This is a genomic window from Kribbella pratensis, assembly GCF_004366075.1.
Lineage (GTDB): Bacteria > Actinomycetota > Actinomycetes > Propionibacteriales > Kribbellaceae > Kribbella > Kribbella pratensis.
This window is the reverse complement of the sequence record NZ_SODU01000001.1, coordinates 1-19,136: the sequence shown is the minus strand read 5'-3', so window position 1 is coordinate 19,136 and position 19,136 is coordinate 1. Positions and strand designations below refer to the sequence as shown.

At 68.5% G+C, this 19,136-nt stretch carries 14 protein-coding genes; 9 read left to right on the top strand and 5 right to left on the bottom strand.

The features are described 5' to 3' along the window. Position 1: 1 nt before the first annotated feature. A complete protein-coding gene (locus EV137_RS00070) occupies positions 2–1,210 on the bottom strand; it encodes a CaiB/BaiF CoA transferase family protein (RefSeq protein ID WP_238174998.1) in 1,209 nt (402 codons plus the stop codon). Positions 1,211–1,616: 406 nt separating this feature from the next. On the opposite strand from EV137_RS00070, the gene EV137_RS00065 reads away from it, so the two are divergent. Genes EV137_RS00065 through EV137_RS00050 form a run of 4 tightly spaced genes read left to right on the top strand, consistent with a single transcriptional unit; the run spans position 1,617 to position 8,159 of the window. Beyond that, positions 1,617–3,197, top strand: coding sequence for a DHA2 family efflux MFS transporter permease subunit (locus EV137_RS00065; RefSeq protein WP_134005183.1), 1,581 nt, complete (start codon positions 1,617–1,619; stop codon positions 3,195–3,197). A 50-nt stretch (positions 3,198–3,247) separates the two neighbouring features. Then, positions 3,248–5,236 carry an NAD-dependent DNA ligase LigA gene (ligA, locus tag EV137_RS00060; protein ID WP_134125632.1) on the top strand — a complete coding sequence of 663 codons (1,989 nt, stop codon included), beginning with the start codon at positions 3,248–3,250 and terminating at the stop codon, positions 5,234–5,236. After that, entirely contained in the window at positions 5,236–6,066 is an 831-nt protein-coding gene (locus EV137_RS00055) for an alpha/beta fold hydrolase (protein ID WP_134125630.1), read from the top strand. The genes ligA and EV137_RS00055 overlap by 1 nt, the downstream gene beginning before the upstream one ends. Continuing rightward, positions 6,063–8,159, top strand: a complete 2,097-nt coding sequence (locus EV137_RS00050) for a hypothetical protein (RefSeq protein ID WP_134125628.1) — start codon at positions 6,063–6,065, stop codon at positions 8,157–8,159. The genes EV137_RS00055 and EV137_RS00050 overlap by 4 nt, the downstream gene beginning before the upstream one ends. Here EV137_RS00050 and EV137_RS00045 read toward each other — a convergent pair. The 3 genes from EV137_RS00045 to EV137_RS00035 all read right to left on the bottom strand — a co-directional run bounded on the left by EV137_RS00045 (position 8,146) and on the right by EV137_RS00035 (position 13,314). Continuing rightward, positions 8,146–8,784: a hypothetical protein gene (locus EV137_RS00045; RefSeq protein WP_134125626.1), complete on the bottom strand. Its 639-nt coding sequence runs from the start codon at positions 8,782–8,784 to the stop codon at positions 8,146–8,148. The two genes, EV137_RS00050 and EV137_RS00045, sit on opposite strands and share 14 nt — an antisense overlap. Positions 8,785–8,875: 91 nt before the next feature. Then, entirely contained in the window at positions 8,876–12,292 is a 3,417-nt protein-coding gene (locus tag EV137_RS00040) for a sugar-binding protein (RefSeq protein ID WP_134125624.1), read from the bottom strand. Between the two features lie 11 nt (positions 12,293–12,303). Then, complete coding sequence (locus EV137_RS00035) at positions 12,304–13,314, bottom strand: LacI family DNA-binding transcriptional regulator (RefSeq protein ID WP_166679734.1); 1,011 nt, start codon at positions 13,312–13,314, stop codon at positions 12,304–12,306. Positions 13,315–13,748: 434 nt separating this feature from the next. On the opposite strand from EV137_RS00035, the gene EV137_RS41925 reads away from it, so the two are divergent. From EV137_RS41925 to EV137_RS00015, 4 genes are all read left to right on the top strand, one after another. Further along, complete coding sequence (locus EV137_RS41925) at positions 13,749–13,967, top strand: hypothetical protein (RefSeq protein ID WP_375372028.1); 219 nt, start codon at positions 13,749–13,751, stop codon at positions 13,965–13,967. Between the two features lie 380 nt (positions 13,968–14,347). Beyond that, the gene (locus EV137_RS00025) at positions 14,348–14,719 is read left to right on the top strand and encodes a hypothetical protein (protein WP_134125620.1); all 372 of its coding nucleotides are present in this window, start codon (positions 14,348–14,350) and stop codon (positions 14,717–14,719) included. A gap of 643 nt (positions 14,720–15,362) precedes the next feature. Next, positions 15,363–15,935, top strand: coding sequence for a pyridoxamine 5'-phosphate oxidase family protein (locus tag EV137_RS00020; protein WP_134125618.1), 573 nt, complete (start codon positions 15,363–15,365; stop codon positions 15,933–15,935). A 43-nt stretch (positions 15,936–15,978) separates the two neighbouring features. After that, positions 15,979–16,161 carry a hypothetical protein gene (locus EV137_RS00015; protein WP_134125616.1) on the top strand — a complete coding sequence of 61 codons (183 nt, stop codon included), beginning with the start codon at positions 15,979–15,981 and terminating at the stop codon, positions 16,159–16,161. 154 nt (positions 16,162–16,315) lie between these two features. On the opposite strand, the gene EV137_RS00010 is transcribed toward EV137_RS00015, so the two are convergent. Beyond that, positions 16,316–18,565 carry a DUF222 domain-containing protein gene (locus tag EV137_RS00010; protein ID WP_134125614.1) on the bottom strand — a complete coding sequence of 750 codons (2,250 nt, stop codon included), beginning with the start codon at positions 18,563–18,565 and terminating at the stop codon, positions 16,316–16,318. A 253-nt stretch (positions 18,566–18,818) separates the two neighbouring features. On the opposite strand from EV137_RS00010, the gene EV137_RS00005 reads away from it, so the two are divergent. Then, the coding region (locus EV137_RS00005) for a hypothetical protein (RefSeq protein WP_511194516.1) at positions 18,819–19,136 on the top strand (318 nt) is incomplete at its 3' end.

Here is a 19,136-nt window from a genome sequence, read left to right as displayed (position 1 = left end):
CCTACTGACGCCCCCGGCCTGTGCCCCCACGGCCCTCACGGGCCTCGGCGAGTGGGTCGGCGCCGCCGCGTAGGCGACCCTGGGCTCCCAGACGTGGTGCGGCTCGGTGATTGTGGAGTATGGCGCCGTCGATGCGGATCGGGCTTCGCGTGGTCGTCAACCGGAGCGACTCACCACATGGTTCGGCCGGCGGACGCTCCACGGTCTGGGTCATCGCGATCGCGGCGAACTCCGGCGACGCGATCAGCTCGTCGAGCGTTCGCAGCGGCGCACACTCGATCCCGAACCCACCGAGAACCTCGAGCCAGTACGCCGTACCACCCGTCAAGAGCCGCTCCGCAACCCAGCTCTCGTCCCGTCCATGCCCATCCGACACAAGCACACCCGGCGCCCCTTCGAGTGGTGAGGTGGCGTGGGATGGCACGGGCTGGTGGGTCAGGGCTTGGAGGAGATGGGTGAGGGAGGTCGGGGCGATCGCTAGGTGGCCGTCGGCTGTTGCGTAGAGGCGGCCAGGCGTGAGTGCGTCGCGGGGCACTGGGCGACGGTCAGGTGCCGACGGAGCGCGCGGGTTGTTGAGGTGAGCTGTGAGGACGGTGGACTGTAGGTCCAGCATGCCTTCGAGGAGGCTTGTCTCGATCAGGCCGCCGCGGCCGGTGCGCAGTTTGCGGACGAGGAGGGCGGTCACCCCCTCGGCGAGGTGACAGCTCAGTAGGTGGTCGGCCAGCGAGAGACCCACTGTGACAGGGCGATCGCCGCCGTTCACCCACGTGAGACCCGAGACGGACTGCGCGAGGAGGTCCTGGCCCGGGCGGCTCGCCCATGGTCCGTCGGCGCCGTACCCGGATGCGGCCGCGTACACGAGCCCTGGGTTCAGCGCTCGCGCCGACGCGTAGTCGAGGCCGAGTCGCTCCATCACGCCCGGCCGGAAGTTGTGGATCAGTACGTCGGCGCGCGCGACGAGGCTCTTGACCTGCTCGAGCTCGCCGGGGTCCTTGAGGTCGGCAACGACCGCCTCCTTGTTCCGGTTCATGGCGTGGAACGAGACCGTGTCCTCGTCCGCCCACCGACCCGCGAACGCGAGCGTCCGGCCGATCTCGCCGGTCACCGGCCGCTCGATCTTGATCACCCGCGCACCGAGATCAGCCAGCCGCAGCGCCGCAACCGGACCCGCCAGGAACTGGCTGAAGTCCAGCACCACAACTCCCGCCAACGGAAGCTCCGCCGCCTGCATCCATCCCCCGCTCGCCCGTCACCCAACTGCTCAATCGTTTGCGCAACAATAAGCCGGCCCCTACCCCAGGAGCAACCGATCCGGGGCCGTGCGGATCGCGTCCCGGCACCCGCGGTCCCGCCTGGTGAACGGGGCCGATGGCAACAAACCCACCGGGACGCGATCCACCTCAAAGTCTACCAATCCACTAGACATCCCCTGATCCATCTCACCGAACGAAACGTCCGAACGTAGGTACTAGGTCGATCTCGGGGGTAGGCGGTTGGGCACGGTGCGTTGTCTGTCGGCAACACACCGTGTAGTGCGGCGGGAAAGGGCTAGCTTTCGGGTGGGGTTTCGGGCGTAGGGTCTGCACAGGGATGTTTCGTTCGAGGGGGGACAGACTGTGAGCGAGAGCACTACCGAGTATCCCGACCACATCGATGCCGCGGTGCTGAAGATCGCCGGCGTCGTGGTGCTGGGCGCGATCATGTCGATTCTCGACATCACCGTGGTCAACGTCGCGCTGCCGACCTTCCAGGACGAGTTCGGCTCGCCCGAGAGTCCGGTCGCGTATTCGCACGTCGCCTGGACGGTCACGGCGTACACGCTCGCGCTGGCGACCGTGATCCCGCTGACCGGCTGGGCCGCCGACCGGTTCGGCACCAAGCGGCTGTACATGATGGCGATCTTCCTGTTCACCGCCGGGTCCGCGCTGTGCGCGACCGCGACGAGCATCGACATGCTGATCGGCTTCCGGGTCCTGCAGGGCCTCGGCGGCGGCATGCTGATGCCGCTCGGTATGACGATCATGACTCGAGCGGCCGGGCCGCACCGGATGGGCCGGCTGATGGCCATCCTCGGTGTACCGATGCTGCTCGGACCGATCCTCGGCCCGATCCTGGGCGGCTGGCTGATCCAGGTGGCGAGCTGGCACTGGATCTTCCTGATCAACGTGCCGCTCGGCGCGATCGCGCTCGTCTACGCCTGGTTCGCGCTGGCCAAGGACACGGCGGAGCGCACCGAGTCGCTCGACGTCCTCGGCGTCGTGCTGATGTCGCCCGGACTCGCGCTGTTCCTGTTCGGCGTCTCGTCGCTGCCCGCCGAGGGCGGTGACTTCGGAGCGCCGCGGGTCTGGGTCTCGATCCTGATCGGCGTGGCGCTGATGGGGACGTTCGTCTGGCACTCGTTCCGGCCGCGGCACCCGCTGCTCGATCTCCGGCTGTTCCGCGACCGCAACCTCACGATCTCGATCATCACGATGTTCCTGTTCGCGGCCGCGTTCTTCGGCGGGCTGCTGCTGGTGCCGACGTACTTCCAGCAGATCCGCGGCGAGTCCACGCTGCACGCCGGCCTCCTGGTCGCGCCGCAAGGGCTCGGCGCGATGGTGACGATGCCGATCGCGGGCCGGCTGGTCGACAAGATCCCGGTGGGCCGGATCGTCCCGTTCGGGCTCGCGGCGATCGTGATCGGTATGTTCGGGCTGACCCAGATCACCGCGACCACGCCGTACATCGCGATCATCGCGATGCTGGTCGTGATGGGTTTCGGGATGGGCGGCACGATGATGCCGCTGTTCACGACGGCACTGCGGACGCTCTCCGGGCCCCAGGTCGCGCGCGGCTCGACACTGCTCAACATCAGCCAGCAGATCGCGTCGTCGGTCGGCGTCGCGACGATGTCGGTGATCCTCACCAACCAGCTCAACGACTCGCCGATCATCCCCGGCACACAGCAGATCCCGGGGCTCGGCGACGGGCTCCGCGAGACCCAGGCGGCCATCATCTCCAACACGCGGCCGGAGAGCCTCGCCGCGCTGCATCTGGACCCCGCGGCCATCGGACGCGGGCTGGTGGACGCCGCGAACTCGTTCTCGCACACGTACTGGGTGGCGTGGTCCCTGGTCCTCCTCACCTTGGTGCCGGCCCTGATGCTCCCCCGCAAACGCGAGGTGACGCACCTCGTCGACGAGACGGTGATCGACTGACCGGCAAGGAGATCGCGCGGATTGTCGGAGTGCTTGGGTAGTGTCCTGGCGTGGACATTGGGGAGCGCATCCAGGAACTTGCCGATCGCATCGTCGTACTGCGTGACGCCTACTACCGCGGCACACCGACGGTCGCCGACGCGGAGTACGACGCGATCGAGGACGAGCTGCGGACGCTCGTCGAGGCCAACCCGGAGCTCGCGCCCGACCCGAACCCGCTGGAGCAGGTCGGCGCGCCGGCGATCCTGCACGCGCCGATCCGGCACTCGCGACCGATGCTGTCGCTGGAGAAGGCGACCCGCCCGGAGCAGGTCGAGGCCTTCTTCGGCCGCTTCCCCGGCCAATCGGTGGTCGTCATGCCCAAGCTGGACGGTCTGTCCTTGGCTCTCGTCTACGAGAACGGTCGCCTCGCCCGGGCGATCACCCGTGGTGACGGGACGACCGGCGACGACGTGACGCCGCTCGTGCGTGCCCTTGCGGACGGCGTCCCCGACCGTCTCGACGTACCGGACCGGGTCGAGGTCCGCGGTGAGGCCGTCATGTTGCGTTCCACGTTCGCCGCCTACAACGCCGCCCACCCGGACAAGCCGCTGATCAACCCGCGCAACGCCGCGGCCGGGACGCTGCGGGCCAAGGATCCCGCGACGGTCGCCGAGCGGCGCCTGCAGTTCCTGGCATTCGATCTGCTCAGCGACCAGGCCGAGGCGGATCTCGAGCGCGCGCTGCAGACGATGGGGTTCACGGTCGCCGACATGCGGCACTGCGACGACGCCGCCGCGGCGCAGGCGGTGATCTCGACGATCGAGCAGCAACGCAACGACCTGGATTACGACCTCGACGGCGCCGTACTGCGGCTCGCCGATCGCGACGCTTTCGCTGCCGCCGGCACGCGGTCGAGCTCGCCGCGTGGTGCGCTGGCGTTCAAGTTCGCCGCCGAGGAGAAGACCACGGTGCTCGCCGACGTGGTGTGGGACGTCGGCAAGACCGGCAAGATCGCCCCGGTCGCCTGGCTCGAGCCCGTGTTCGTCGGCGGTACGACGGTCACTCGCGCGACCCTCGCGAACCAGGAGGTGATCAAGGCCCGCGGCATCAAGATCGGCGACACGGTCCTGGTCCGCCGGGCGGGTGACGTGATCCCGTTCGTGGCCGGCGTACTTGATGCGTCCAAGCGCACCGGACAGGAACGCGACATCGTGCCGCCGAGCAAGTGCCCGTCGTGCGAGCAACCCCTGACCGAGCAGGGCAACAGCCGCGAACTGTTCTGCACCAACGTCGCGTGCCCGGCCCAGACCGTGCGGCGGCTGATCCACTGGGCGTCCCGCGCCGCGGCCGATATCGACGCGATCGGCGGAGTCTGGATCGAGCGCCTGGCCGAGGCCGGGATCCTGGAGAACCCCTCGGACTTCTACAAGCTGACGACCGAGCGACTGCTCGAGTTCGACCGCATCGGAGAGGTCTCAGCTGCCAGGATGATCGACTCGATCGACGCGAGCCGGCAGGTCGGTCTGCGCCGCGCACTGATCGGCCTCGCGATCCCGATGGCGTCCGAAGGGACTGCGGCCAGGTTGTGCCGGGCCGGCTTCACCTCGCTGGAAGCAGTCGCCGACGCGGGCGAGGACGGTCTGGTCGCCGTCGAGGACATCGGCCCGAAGGTCGCCGCCTCGCTGATCGAGCACCTGACCCGCCTCCGGCCCGAGCTCGAGCGCCTCCGGGCCGCCGGCGTCTCACTCGACGTACGCGAGGAAGATCTCCCGCCGGTCGTGGCGGCCGGCGCACCGCTGGCCGGGAAGACAGTCGTCGTCACCGGCTCCATCAGCGATCCGCGCTCCGGAGAGAAGGTCGCGAGGCCGGCCTTCCAGCGCCTCTGCGAGAAGGCCGGAGCGACCATCGCCTCGTCGGTCTCGGCCAGCACGGACCTGCTCATCACCGGGGCCGACGTCGGCGCGTCCAAACTGACCAAGGCCGAGAAGCTCGGCGTCGCTGTCGTCGACCAGTCCGAGATCTGGCAGCAACTCCGAGCCTCCGAACTTCTCGGCTGATGATCGAACGTGACCTGCACCTGGCCGACGGGCGCATTCTGCACAGCTACGACACCGGCGGCGACGGCTTCCCAGTGATGTGGAACCACGGCACGCCGAACGTCGGCGCGCCGCCGGAGCCGCTGTTCGCCGCGGCCGACCGGTTGGGGCTGCGCTGGGTGTCGTTCGATCGGCCGGGGTACGGCGGTTCCACGGTCCGGCGGGGCCGACCGGTCGCCTCCGTCGCCGCCGACGCGGCTGCGGTCGCAGACTCGCTCGAGATCGACCAGTTCGCGGTCGCGGGTTACTCAGGTGGCGGGACCTTCGCACTCGGTACCGCGGCTGCGTTGGGCGCCCGCGTCCGCGCGGTGGTCACGCTGGCGGCGATCGCGCCGTACGGCGTCGAGGGTCTGGGCTGGTTCGACGGGATGCTGCCGTCCTCGATCGCGGCGCTGGGCACCGCGGCCGCCGGGGCCGACGTGCGCGAGGCGCTGCACAACTCGGGGTTCGACTACGACGCGGGATTCACGGCCGACGACCTGGCGATGTTCGACGGTTCATGGGGATGGCTGGGGAAGGTCGCCGGTCCGGGGCTCGACGCCGGTCCGTACGGGCAGATCGACGACGACGCGTCCTACACCCGTCCGTGGGGTTGCGGGGTCGAAGCGATCACAGCGCCGGTCCTGCTGTTGCACGGTACGGCAGACCGCATCATCCCGGCGGACCACGGCCGCTGGCTCGCCGCGCACTGCCCGACCGCGACGCTGCGGGTGCGCGAAGGCGCGAGTCACTTCACGATCGTCGAGCACGCCGAGCCGGGACTCGACTGGCTCGCGGAGGTCATCGGATGAGCACCGGTAAGGACGGCGAGCTGACGGGCTTTCAGGAGCAGGCGCCGTACGACGAATCCATCGACCTCCGCACCGACTTCGTGATGGTCTACGGGCTCAACGACACGACACCGCAGCGGATCGCGCGCTGGCGTGAAGCCGGGTATCGCGTGCACCTGATGACCGGGATCTCCTGGGGTACCTACCAGGACTATCTCGACGGACGATGGGACGGCTCCGGGCACTGGGACGACGCGCAGACGGCGGGCGACGGGGCGCCGATCCTGCACGGTGAGAGCACCGACATCCCGTACATGGTCCCGACGTTCAACTTCACCGAGTACCTGGTGCAGAAGCTCCGCCCGATCATCGGGCTCGGCGTCGAAGGCATCCATCTCGAGGAGCCGGAGTTCTGGGCGCGTGCCGGCTACTCAGAGTCGTTCAAGCGCGAGTGGCAAGCGTTCTTCAAGGAGCCGTGGCAGCCTCCGCACAGCACTCCCGAGGCGCACTTCCGCTCCGGGCAGCTCAAGCAGCACCTGCTCTCCCGCAGCCTCGACCGCGTCACCTCGGTGCTACGCGACGAGGCTCTGCAGCAGGGTCGGCAGGTGCGCTTCTACGTGCCGACGCACAGCCTCCTGAACTACACGCAGTGGCAGATCATCAGCCCCGAATCACGTCTGCGGACACTGCCGTCGATCGACGGCGCGATCGCGCAGGTGTGGACCGGAACGTCCCGGACGCCGAACGTCTACGCCGGGAAGGTCGCCGAGCGCACGTTCGAGACGGCGTACCTGGAGTACGGCATCGCGCAGGACCTCACCCGCGGCACGGACCGGCGGATGTGGTTCCTGCACGACCCGATCGAGGACCACCCGGACCGCACCTGGGAGGACTACCTGGCCAACTGGCAGCGCACCCTCATCGCGTCGCTGCTGCACCCGGGCGTCGCGCGGTACGAGGTGGCGCCGTGGCCGAACCGGATCTTCAACCGCCCGTACCTGCGCGACGGATCCACCGAACGGGAGCTCATTCCGCCGGACACCGCGACCAGCTATCTGATCGCGATGAACAGCCTGCGCGACCTCGACCAACCCGACGTGCGGTGGGCTCACGAAGGCCCCCGGATCGGGATCGCGCTCTCGGACACCGCCATGTTCCAGCGCTGGTCGCCCGGTGGGGAGAGTGGACACTACGACGGCCTGCAGGACGCGCTCGCGCTGGAGGGCCGCGAGCAGCTGCATTTCTCCGACTTCTACGGCTTGGCGCTGCCGCCGTTGTACGACGGGCAGCGGGTTTGTCCGGTTCAACTCGAGAACGTGATCGACACTCCCGATGCGCTGGACGACGTCGACGTACTCGTCCTCAGCTACGAGTTCCAGAAACCTCTTGCCCCGGGCATCCATTACGCCCTGGCCGGGTGGGTCAGTCGCGGCGGGAGCCTGCTGTACGTCGGCGACGACGCGGACCCGTACCACGAGATCCGCTCCTGGTGGACCGGCCGGTACGACACCTGCGCGGACCATCTGGCCGAAGCTCTTGGGGCCGATCGCAAGCACGACGGCGTACAGGCGGTCGGTCAGGGTCGGGTGCGGTTCCTTCCGTCTCGTCCGGCCGACTTCACCGAATCATCTGAGCGCGCCTCCGAGCTGGTCGCCGCGATCCGGGAGCTGATCGGTCGCTCCTGGGAGTCGACCAACTGGTTGTCGGTGCAGCGTGGTCCGTATCTCGTCGGCGCTGTGCTCGAGGAGAGTGGCGGTTCGCATGTTGTCGAGGGCACCTATCTCGATCTGCTCGATCCGCGGCTGGGCATCGTCCGGCATCGTTCGATGGGTCCAGGTGAGTTGACTTGGCTTCGCGACCTCACCTACGACGAGGAGCCGCTGCTGGCGTCGGCCGGCCGGGTCGTGGACTGGCAGCAAGATCAGACCAGAATCCGCTTCTCCTGCGAGGCACCGCACGGCGTGCAGGTCACGACAGCTCTACGCGTGCCTTCCGAGCCGACGTCCGTCGAAGGCGCCGACCTTCACTACGACGCAGACACCGGCATCGCATGGCTCCGCCACCCCGGCGTCCCCACCGGAACCCACATCGAGCTCACCTTCAGATCGTCGTGATCAGGAGTAGGAGGCGGTACAGCAGATAGGTGTCGATGACGGCCAAGGTCATCTGGACCTTGAACCAATGCGGTAGACGTTCCGCGCGCATGCGACGCAGCGTGGTGAAGGTGACCCACACGTTGTGCGGCACACACGCAATCAGCCCGACGATCCCGCCGACCGTCGCGGCATCGCTGAGGACACTGGTGACCTTGATCCCGTCCGGCGCGCCGTTGAACTGCAGGAACACCATCGTCGTTCCGACCAGTACGCCGATGCCGGTACGAGCGAGTGCGATCTGGTACGTGTCCTTCGCCGACCGCACCACATCGTCGGCTCCCGAACGCGCCGCAAGCTGCAGAACCACGATCGCATGCAGGAGCACAGTCGTCGCGACGAACCCGCCAATCAGCACCGCCGACTGCGCAGCCTGCGGCCCGTCGTCCTTGCTCCACAGAAGAATCCAGTCCTCCGGCAGGCCGATGCTCGCGAACATGATCACTGCCAACCAGAACACCGCCCACGGCACCGGAGCCGACGTACGACGTGTTGCGGCAACCGCCGGCGTACCTCCCGCCTGCCCCGGCGCCGTGCGACCCGCCCGCCCCGGTGCTCCACCGCGGCGCTTCCGCTTCCTGGCCACAACGCTCCTCCCGCCCGGCTATCAACCCGCGCGAACCTACCGGCCCCTGCATGGCTCCGCCAGTCCGGACGCGGGTGCCGCGGCCGGTGCCTCACATGGTGTGGCGCAGGACTACTGTTGCGTGGGTGGTGCCGCGGGGTAGGTGGATGGTGCCGGCGGACTGGTTGATGGTTGCGCCCTTTGCTGCGACGTACGCGATGTTGTTGCGTAGCGCCGGGAGTTCGAGGCTGTAGCCGGTGGGGGTTGCCGTGTTGCCGGTGAGTTGGAGGGTCACGGTCTTGCCCGCCGTGGTGAGCTGGTAGCCGAGGCGGCCGCCGTTCGTGACCGGGTAGCTGTTGAGACCGATCTTCTGCCGAGTGCGGATCCACTCGTTCGGGACGCCGCGCCCGATGATCACCGTGCCGTCGGACTTCTCCGCGATCAGCGAGTCGAACAGGACCTTCGTCGCGGTCGACTGGCCCCACATGTGCTGGTTCGACCCGCCACCGCCGCGCGCGTGGTCGATGTCCCACGGCGAGTCGGCGCTCGGGTAGTCGACGCCCTCCCACCAGCCGAACGGTCCGCTCATCGTCTTGTCGATCATGTACTGGTACGACTTGATCCCCAGATCGCGGTACTCCTCGCCCCGCAGCGCGGCGCTCCCGTAGCCGGCGTTGTACGCGCTCGAGAAGTACCCGTGCGGGTACCCGCCGAAGTTGTAGATCGAGTCCGAGATGTCCTTGCGCCGTTCGAACCCGTGCGTGTACGTGTCGTCGATCTTGTCGAACATCGTCCCGCTCTGCGCGGCGCCGAACAGGTACCCGTCCCAGGCCCATCGCCCGAACAGGAACATCGAGGCCCAGTTCGCGTCCCGCGGATCCTTGCGCGGACCGGTCTCGTTCGGTTCGACCATCGAGATCGGGATGTAGTCCAGGCCGTACTGCTTCATCGTCTGATCGATACGGGCGGTCGCGACCTTCAGCAGGTCGTCGTACTCCGCCTTCGCCCACGCGGCCTCCGCGGTCTCCCCGAGTGCCGAGGCGAGATAGCGGTACGTCGTGAGCCCGGTCAGCGCGGACCAGTTGTCGATCGTCCAGTACCCGTGGGAGTCGATCGCGTCGGTCTGCTTGATGATCCCGGTGCCGCCGTCGATCCGGTCGGTCTCGATCGTGTGGGTGTTCTTCTTGATCGTCTCGAACCGGCTGCGGATGAAGTCCTTGTCGCCGGTGCGCTGCAGGTACAGGGCGTACGGCCAGCTGTACTTCCACTTCGCGTCGTCGTACTGCAGCTGCGCCGGCAGCGTCGACAGATAGTCGCGCGCGTAGGTGAAATCGCCGATCGTCAGCAGCGTCGACACGATACCGATCGTGTCGTGGTCGAACATCTCGTCGTACCCGTTCTCGCCGACGTGCAGTTCCTTCGCGCCGTTGATGTCGTCACGGATGATCAGCGTGTAGATGTACCCGGCCTTGTAGGCGTTGATCAGCCGCTTGTCCGGCAGGTCGGTGATGTTCGCGATCGCCGACAGTCGGTCGTTCCAGTACTGGCGCATGTGACCGTAGTGCTGGTCGAACCCGCCGAGCTGTTGCAACTGGACCGCGGTCGGCCAGTCGTACGTGCCACCGAACCGATCGGCAGCCACCGCATAGTCGCGTACGACGGTCTGCCCGGCGCCGACGGTGGTGTCTGCATGGTTCAGGGGCGTCAGCAGGTTCGACACCCGCGGTAGCCGGGCCGGTGCGGACGTGGTGTTGGTGACCGTCATCCGCGAGTACGCGACCTCGAACCGGTTGCCGCCGACAACGACCAGGTCTGCGAAGCTTTCGATCTTGATTGCGAGCCCGTCCTTCGCGTACTCGCTGACGAACGCCGGCAGGTACCCTTCGGCGTTCGACCACTTGATCTTGCCCGGGACGTTCGGCACCCCGAAGGTGATCATCGCGTCGCCCCGACTGCGCAGTCGGTAACTGCCGTCGATGAACGCGATCGGCGCGTTCAGATCGCCCTCCCAACCGAACGACGACGTCAGCCCCGGGTTGGTCACGGAGGTGTACTGCGCGTTTGCCGCAGACGACAGCGCCTCGTCGAAGGCGGCCTTGAGGAAGGTGTACGCCAGTCGCAGCTCGTCCTGCTGCGCGCCGCCATCCGCGAGTGTCGCCGTCGCGGAAGTGATCTCGTTGTCCAGTTGACGTTGCGCGGACGCGCTGGCGGCGTACACGTCGGCCGACGCTGCCTCGTCGAGGGTGTTCTGGATCAGCTGCCGGTAGCTGCTCGCCAACGCTACTCCCGCCAACGTGACGTTGCCTGAGGCATGCGTCTTGCGGGTCAGCTGCGCGCTGATCCGGGCGGAGTCACCGGGCCCGAGGTTCAGCTCGAAGAGCCTGGTGACCGACGGATCGATGCTGACCAGATCCGTGTTCACGAAGGCCAGCGTTCCGTTGACGTAGACCGAGATCTTCGCCGAGGCACGCCATACGCCGGAAACGAAGCGCAGCGTACGACGATCCGCTGCCGCCGGGACCGTGAGGTCGTACCCGTACGGATCGGTGAGGTCGACGTCGGTGTTCGCGCCGTCGGCGAAGAAGATCCCGCCGTGACGGGTGCCCGGCTGAGACGCGGTCGGCGTACCGTTCGTCCACGAATAGCTCACCGGGTTGTCGTTCTGCGCGCCGATCGCGCCGCCCCCCTGCCGGTTCGCGACCGCGAGCCGCGGCGTCGAATCCGGTACGCCGGCGCGACGGTTGAGCGTCGATCCGTCCAGGTGCATCCAATCGTCCACACCCTCGGCCGTCAGGTTCATCGCGACCGGTGCCGCAGTCGTCGTCAGACCGGGCGACACCGTCGAGAGCGCCGCAGCCGATAGGGAGAGGTTGCCGGCCGCCTGGAGTTTGCTCGCGAATCTGCCCGTCACGACGACGCCCTCGCCCGGGCGGATCGTCACGGTGTAGCGCTTGGCGGCCGCCGTACCACTCGCGTTGATCTGCGTGGTGTACGCCGTACCGCTGCCGTCAACCGCCGCGACAGTGACGGCTCCGGTGGCCTGCCAGATCCCACCCACGAACACCAGGCGTCGTGGCGAGTCCGCGGCCGGGACCGTGATCCGATAACCGGCATCGTGGGCCGTCGTGTCGCCCACGGTCGTCGTGTCGTAGTTGAACACACCTCCGGTGGTGATCCCCGAGGCCCCTGCGACCCCCGTGGCCGGTCCGTCCGACCACCCGAACGAGATCGGGCTGTCGTCGAGCGTGGTGCGGCCGCCGTCGGGATTCAGATCGTCGACCGTGATCGCCTGCGGTACGCCGGCCTTGCGATCGATCCCCGTACCGATGACGTGGACCCAGTCCAGGTCGCCGTACGACGTCAGATCCATGGCACCGCCGACTCCGCGACCGCTCGGGAGGTTCTCGACGTTCACCACGAACGGGTCGGCGGGCGGGGCGGCCGCGGGTGCGGCCGGGGCGGAGATCACTGCGGTGACCACGAGCGCTGCGGCGCCTAGCACCGCTAGCAGTCTGGTTCCGTGCCTCATCTTGGGTCCCTTCAGGAGGTATGCGTGCGTGGTCCGGGCAGGCTCGATCCGCGGACGACGAGTTCAGGTTCGAGCAGGACGTGTTGCGGCTGGCGGGGATCGCCGGCCATCAGGTTGTCGATGGCCTGGATCAGCTGCCGTCCGACCTCGTCGATCGGCTGGCGCAGAGTGGTCAGTCCCGGACTCACCAGGGCGGCGGTCGGTGAGTCGTCGTACCCGGTGATCGCGACGTCGACCCCGGGCCGCAGGCCTCTTTCGTGCAGCGCCCGCATCACGCCGAGCGCGAGGGTGTCGGACGCACAGACCAGCGCAGTCGCGGGACGCGAGGCATCGAGCATGCGATGTGCGGCCTGGCAGCCGGCTTCGAGAGAGTCCACGACCGCGGCCTGCAGGTCGGTCTCGAGGTCCCGTTCGCGACAGGCGTCGAGCCAGCCTTCGCGACGGTCCTGGCCGAGCTCGGACTCCGCAAGCCAGCCGATGTGGCCGATCCTTGTGTGTCCTTGCGCTGCCACATGGTCGGTCGCGGCGCGGGTGCCGGCGCGGCCGTCGACGTCGACCCATGCGAGGCTGTCGTCGCCGTCCCAGGAGCGGCCGAACGAGGCGAACGGCACACCCCAGGAACGCAGCGCGGCAACCCGGTCGTCGTTGTGATGCGTCTCGGCCAGCACGAAAGCGTCGATCGAGGTCTTCTTCAGCAGGTCCCGGTACGCCTTGATCTCGCCGGCCGGGCCGTCCTCGGCATGACACAGGATCAGGTGGTAGCCGGCCTCGACGGCGGCTGCGTTCAGTACATACAGGAAGTCGTCCATGAGGAGCGACGCCTTGTCCGGGCGGGACGGGCGCATCTTGAACGCGATCAGCGACGAGCTCCGGTTGCGCAGGGCGCGAGCGCTCAGATTCGGCTCGTAGCCCAGCTCCTCGACGGCGGCCAGGATCCGCTTCCGGGTCTCCGGCGCGAGCCGATCGGGATTGTTGAGCGCATTCGACACCGACTGCGCCGACACCCCAGCCCGCTGCGCCACCTGCGCAAGCGTCACGTGCCCATGCGGAGCCGGGCCCCGACTGGTGTGCTGCCGCACCATCCCCGCCTCCCGGCTGATATTAACGTTAAAAACAACCCCTGCAAGCTACTGAGTCACGCCGCACCCCGTCAAGACCTCAACCCCGACCACAACTTTTAACGCTAATCCCACTCACCCCGGCTGCTTGCCCGGTTCCGGGCTTCAACGCGATCCGCTCGTGCTTTGACCGAGCACCACCCTCGGCCCCTGAGTGACAGCGGTTCAGAACCTCTACGGCATCAGGGAACGCCTCGGCCGCCGGGCCGGATCGTGCCGCGACAGCCGGCCGGCGCAGCTGCTGCCGACGCAGGGGATGCCGGTGCAGGCGCTGCAGGCGCAGGCGGTGCAGGCGCAGGTGGTGCAGCTGGTGCCGGTGCAGGTGGAGATGTGCACGCCTGCGTTCGAGGCGAAGGACCCCACCGTCACCATCCACCGAGCCAACGGTCACGGTCGAGGAGGTCGACGCGACGTTCGCGGAGCTGGCGGAGATGTCGGGCACCGGCGTACAGGCCCGCCGACCGGCTCCGGTGGACGGGTTGTTCGCTCGGACGACAGCGGGCGAGCAGCGGTTCCTGCGACTGCTCGTCCTGGAAGGACGCCCCCAGCGTGCTTGAGCGGAGGCCTAACCCAAGCATGCTTGACGTGGCCCACCCCAGGCGTGCTTGACCAAAGGCCCACCCCGGCCTGCTTGACCGAGGACCCACCCCACAGCGTGCTTGGCCCGGGGCCTACTGCGGGCCACGCCGGCGTGCTTGGGCCGGGGCCTAGTGCGGGCCGCCTCCGGTGTGCTGGGCCGGGGCTTAGTGCGGGCCGCCTCCGGTGTGCTGGGCCGGGATCTACCGCGGGCCGTGCTTGGCACAGGGTCCACTGCGGGCCGACCCTGGGGAGTCCTAGGCTGATTCGCTCAACGCGGGAAGGCGGGAGCGGTCATGCAGGTCGAACTGATCCCTGTCGGACCTCTCGCCGGTGTAGCACCCGACGGCGCTCCGCTCGTATGAGGCGACGCTCCCTCGGACTCATCCTCGGCGGCGTACTGGCGTTGAGCGTCGGCGCGCTTGCCTACTGGTACCGCTGGTCTCGCCGCCAACGCTGGCTGGAAACCGTCCTGGCCGAAGACTGTCACCACGTCCCGCCACTCCCCCAGGTCGGCGTCGTCACACTCGTCGGCATCGCGATGTGCCTGGTGGCAGCCGCCTGTTCGAGCGTCGCCCTCCTCCGATCCAGCCGTGGCCTGACCGCCCTCGCCGGCATCCTCCTGACCGCCGCATTGCTCGGCAGCCTCGGCGGCACCGTCGTACTCACCGACACCCCATCCAACCCCTCCGACGGCCTCGACGGCTCCGGTCTCCCCTGCCCCAGCGGCTGATCACTCGTAGCCCAAGGCAACTTTCCCGGCCCAGCGGGAATCCCCACGCTGCCCCGCCCCCTTCGCCCGACGTGTGCAGATCGTGGGACAGCCGCACCCGTGGGACTCGCCGACTCGCCGACTCGCTGCTGGCGCGGCACCGCCGAGCGATATGTCGATCGTGCCAGATTCGGCGCCGTTGCCCTCCTGGTGCGAGGACAAACTGGCCGGGCATGCCGACTGGCCGCCACCGAGCTGCTAGTCCCGCCTAGTACTCCAGTCGTAGTTCGTGATCAGGTGAGTTGGCCTATTTGGCGGCGGCGGTGGCAGTCGCGAGTTCGGGCTTGGTGGCGGCGTCGCCGGTGTGACCAGCGCCGAAGGTGTCCAAGGTTGTCGGTCGGCGTGGCGGAGCAGCCGGGTGAACAGGCGGGCCGAAGCTGGTGAACCCCGGTTAGCCGCGGCCGGCGTTCCAGTCCAGAGGGCTCGCGCCGCGGCGAGCGCTGGGCCGGCTGGTCGGTGTGCCGTGGCAGTTGGCGGCGGTGCAGATGCCGGAAGGGCCGCCGTTCGGCGAGCGGAGTAGGCGTGCACTAGGCGTGCACTAGGCGTGCAGTAGGCGTGCCGTCACGCCTGCGAATGTCCGTGGGCCGGTGTAGGACGGTGACTGATGACGGCGCTCACCGAGGAGGACACCATGCGTTGGGCCGAGATCGAATCCCGTCAGCCGCGTCTGATCGAGTTCGGGCGCCGACGGCTGCTGGATCCGGGAGTCGTCCTCGTCGCCACGATCAGGCGCGACGGCACGCCGCGGCTCAGCCCGGTCGAGCCGTATGTGATGGACGGCGATCTCTGGCTGTCCATGATGTGGGGGTCGACCAAGGCACGTGACCTGCTGCGTGACCCGCGGATCCTCGTGCACAGTGTGATCACGAGCCGCGATGGCGGCGAGGGTGAGTACAAGGTGCGCGGCCGCGCCGAGCCGACTGACGACGCCGCGATTCAGCGTCGCTACGCGGACGCGGTCGCAGACGCCCTCGGCTGGCGTCCCGTGCCCGGCCACTTCCATCTGTTCGCGGTCGATGTCACTGACATCACCGTCATCCGTTACGACGATGCCACGGGTGATCAGTTCGTCGCCCGTTGGCCGGACGGGCGTGAGTTTGTCCGGCGCGGGACCTCGGCGACCTCGGTAGGCGAGCCCGAGACCTATCACGACCTCCTGCGGCTGTCACCGGCGTGACGCGGCGCCGTCCCAGTCTGGTGGAGGACGCCGTCATCTGCCGATGGCGCCCCGGCTGCTGATGGTGAAGGCGGACGGGTCCGCACTAAGCGATCGGATGCTTCGGGGCACATACGGGATCCGCCCGTTGGGTATCTCGTACCGGTCGATCGTTCTTCCCGAGTCGAGACAACCCGGGATCATCGAGCAGTCGACGTTCCGCTTCCGGGACCGCCACGCCGCCTGATCACGAACTACAACTGGAGTACGAGGCGGTGGCTGCTGCGTCGGCACCCGGGTGCGCTGGCCGATGCGTCGACGACGATCTGGCCGTCGGCCCAGTCGGTGAACCCGGACGCGTTGCGCCTCACCGACGGGCATTCGACCTCGACGGCATGGCCTCATGGGTCGACTCGGTGGGTGCCGGTGGGGTCGACGTCGAAGGTGAAGCCGTGGGGGGTGGTCCATTCGAGTGTCCTGTAGTCGATCCGGCGGACGGTCCAGCCGCGGGCGTGGGTCTTCACCCGGTGGCCGAAGCGACTGAGCGGTGCAAGGTTTGTGGTGCTGGTTTGTTTGGTGGGTCCGTGAGGGTCGTATGGCTCGATGTGGTCGAGGTCGATGGTGTTGGTGGTTTCGCGGGTGCCGTAGGGGAACAACTCGGCGGGATACATCAGCTTGACGCGCTCCCGGATCGAGGTGGGAATCTCGTATGCGTCGACGCCCACCGCGTCGTTCAGGTCGATCACCGGCTTCACTGTGTATGGGCCGTAGCCGATGAGTTCGGTGAGTTGGGTGGCGAGCAGCGGCCCGATGGTTTCGGCCCGCAGTACGCCGCTGCCGGTGGCCAGCGTGTGATCGGTGAGGTGCACGATGACTTCGGTCTGTGCCGGACGTACCTGACCTACACCCGCCCGCCGCGGACGCACCTGCACCGGACGCACCTGTCCCTTGACCCCGTCACCCGGTCGCGCCGGAGTCCCCGGGCGCGCGAGCTCGCCTGAACTGTCCGCGTCACCTGAATTGCCCGGATCACCTGAACTGCCGAGGTCATGCGGCCCAGCTGGGTCGGGCTGACTGCTTTGGGCGTTGGGGTTGGCGGGGCAGCTCGAGTTGGTGTAGGCGTCTTGCTTGATTTGGGCGAGCCGGGCGCGGAGTGCCCGCAGCGCGGCAGGATCCATTGCCGAGCCCTGGTCGGGTTCGGTTCGTGAGTGGGCGGGTTCGGGTGGTGTTCGCCGGTCGTACAGGTCGGTTGGTGGGTCGGGGTCGTAGGGCGCTGCGGCTTCCAGCCACGGATCGTCGGGCGGACCGACAGGCTCCACCAACTCACGCGTCCCTTGCAGTTCACCCGAGTGCGGCGATTCGAGCGGCGCCTGTAGGCCGATCGGGACCGGCGACTCAACCGGGTCGAGTGACTCAAGCGAGTCCGCTGGCTTGAGCGAGTCTGCTGGCTTGAGCAGGTCCGCTGGCTTGAGCAGGTCCGGTCGGCGTCGGGAGCCGGGAAGCGGCCGACCGAGAGGGCTGGCGTGCGTCACCTCCCCGCAGTGCTCACCAACCGGCACCATCGCATCGCCCGACACCACGGAGTTGCCCGGCAGCACCCCGTCGTCCAGCGGGGCCGCGCCGTCCTGCACCCCGTCGTCCTGCACCCCGTCGTGCTGCACGACCGGGTCGTTCCGCACCACCGGGTCGTTCCACACCACCGGGTCATGCTGCGCCACTGGGTCCTGCACCGCCGCGTTGTCCTGCACCGTCGCGTCGTTCGGGGGCGCTGGGTTGTTCGGCGCGGGTGGGCACTCTGGGGTTGTGGGGGTGTGGGGTTCGTGGTTGGTGTCCGGTTTGGGTTCGGTGGGGATGGTTGGCGGGTTTGGGCGAGGCTGGGTGCGGGCTTGGGTGAGGAGTTCTTGGGTGAAGGCGGGGTCGGAGAGGATCTCGATGGCGTCGGCGCGGCGGTGTTGGACGGGGCGGGTGTCGCCGAATTTGTGGAGGGCTTCGGCGATGTCGGTGATGGTGGCGTTGCAGCGGTTGACCGCGCCGGCGGGGGCTTTGATGTAGAGGGTTTTGTTGCCGTGGCCGTCCCCGCGCCCGACATAGACACCCCGTTCGTCGGCGGCCTGCGTGGCCTCGGCGGTGGCGCGGGCGGGGTCGGCGTGTTTGCGGGCGGCGCGGACGATCTTTTCCAGCCGGTACGGCGGCAGGGTGTCGACGATCGCGGCGACCTTGCGGTCGACGTACTCCGCGGCGGCGTGGTCGAGGTTCATACATGCCCGGACGATCTGGCGGGCCTTCCACGGGGTGGCCTCGCCGGCCTGGATCCTCGCCCAGGTGCGGGGGAACCGGTGCCGCAGGGCGAGGGCGTCGGCGAGCAGAACCTGGCCGACGCCGGGCGAGACTCCGAGCACGACGGCGAATTCGGCGATCGCGAACTCGGCGATTGCTGGGCAGCCGTCGCCGCCCAGGATCACGGCGCGTTCGCGGCCGTCATAGGCGCGGCGGGTGGGGCGGGGTTCGCAGATCGAGGGGTGGAAGCGGTCGGCGTACGTCTGGGCGCATTCCAGCAGCCGTGCGTCGGCCCGGTTGGCGATCGTGCGGCAGTCGGCGGCCTGTTCCAGCAGGTCGCGGGTGGGGATCGACTCCAGATCTTCCTCGAACATGTGTTCGATTCTATGCCGCATCAGCGAGGTGGGGCCAGCTGGTTTTCCCTTATCCACAAGGGGAAACGTCACATGCTCGACCTACCGGGAAACGTGTATACGGCGGGGAGTCGGCTCATGGTGGGCAGCCGGCCGGATCGCGTCCTGGAGCGGTTCCACCCAGCCAACGAAGTTCTGCGCGAAAGGCGCGGCCGAAGCATATGCGGTGGGCTAAGGCGCCGGCGTAGTACGGGACGCGGGACGGGAACGGCGCATGGGCCAAGCGTGCGGTGGGCGGTGCGTGGGGCGGTGCGTGGGCCGGTGCGTGGGCCGGTGCGTGGGCCGGTGCGGTGGGCTGTGCGTGGGCCGGTGCGGTGGGCTGTGCGTGGGCCGGTGCGTGGGCCGGTGCGGTGGCCGGTGCGGTGGCCGGTGCGGTGGCCGGTGCGGTGGCCGGTGCGGTGGCCGGTGCGGTGGCCGGTGCGGTGGCCGGTGCGGTGGCCGGTGCGGTGGCCGGTGCGGTGGCCGGTGCGGTGGGCCGGTGCGGTGGCCGGTGCGGTGGCCGGTGCGGTGGCCGGTGCGGTGGGCGGTGCGG

Coding starts and splice junctions, on each gene's coding strand:
- EV137_RS00050 (WP_134125628.1), top strand. CDS start 6,063: ATGAGCACCGGTAAGGACGGCGAGCTGACGGGCTTTCAGGAGCAGGCG.
- EV137_RS00025 (WP_134125620.1), top strand. CDS start 14,348: ATGAGGCGACGCTCCCTCGGACTCATCCTCGGCGGCGTACTGGCGTTG.
- EV137_RS00010 (WP_134125614.1), bottom strand. CDS start 18,565: ATGTTCGAGGAAGATCTGGAGTCGATCCCCACCCGCGACCTGCTGGAA.
- EV137_RS00040 (WP_134125624.1), bottom strand. CDS start 12,292: ATGAGGCACGGAACCAGACTGCTAGCGGTGCTAGGCGCCGCAGCGCTC.
- EV137_RS00020 (WP_134125618.1), top strand. CDS start 15,363: ATGACGGCGCTCACCGAGGAGGACACCATGCGTTGGGCCGAGATCGAA.
- EV137_RS00055 (WP_134125630.1), top strand. CDS start 5,236: ATGATCGAACGTGACCTGCACCTGGCCGACGGGCGCATTCTGCACAGC.
- EV137_RS00015 (WP_134125616.1), top strand. CDS start 15,979: ATGGCGCCCCGGCTGCTGATGGTGAAGGCGGACGGGTCCGCACTAAGC.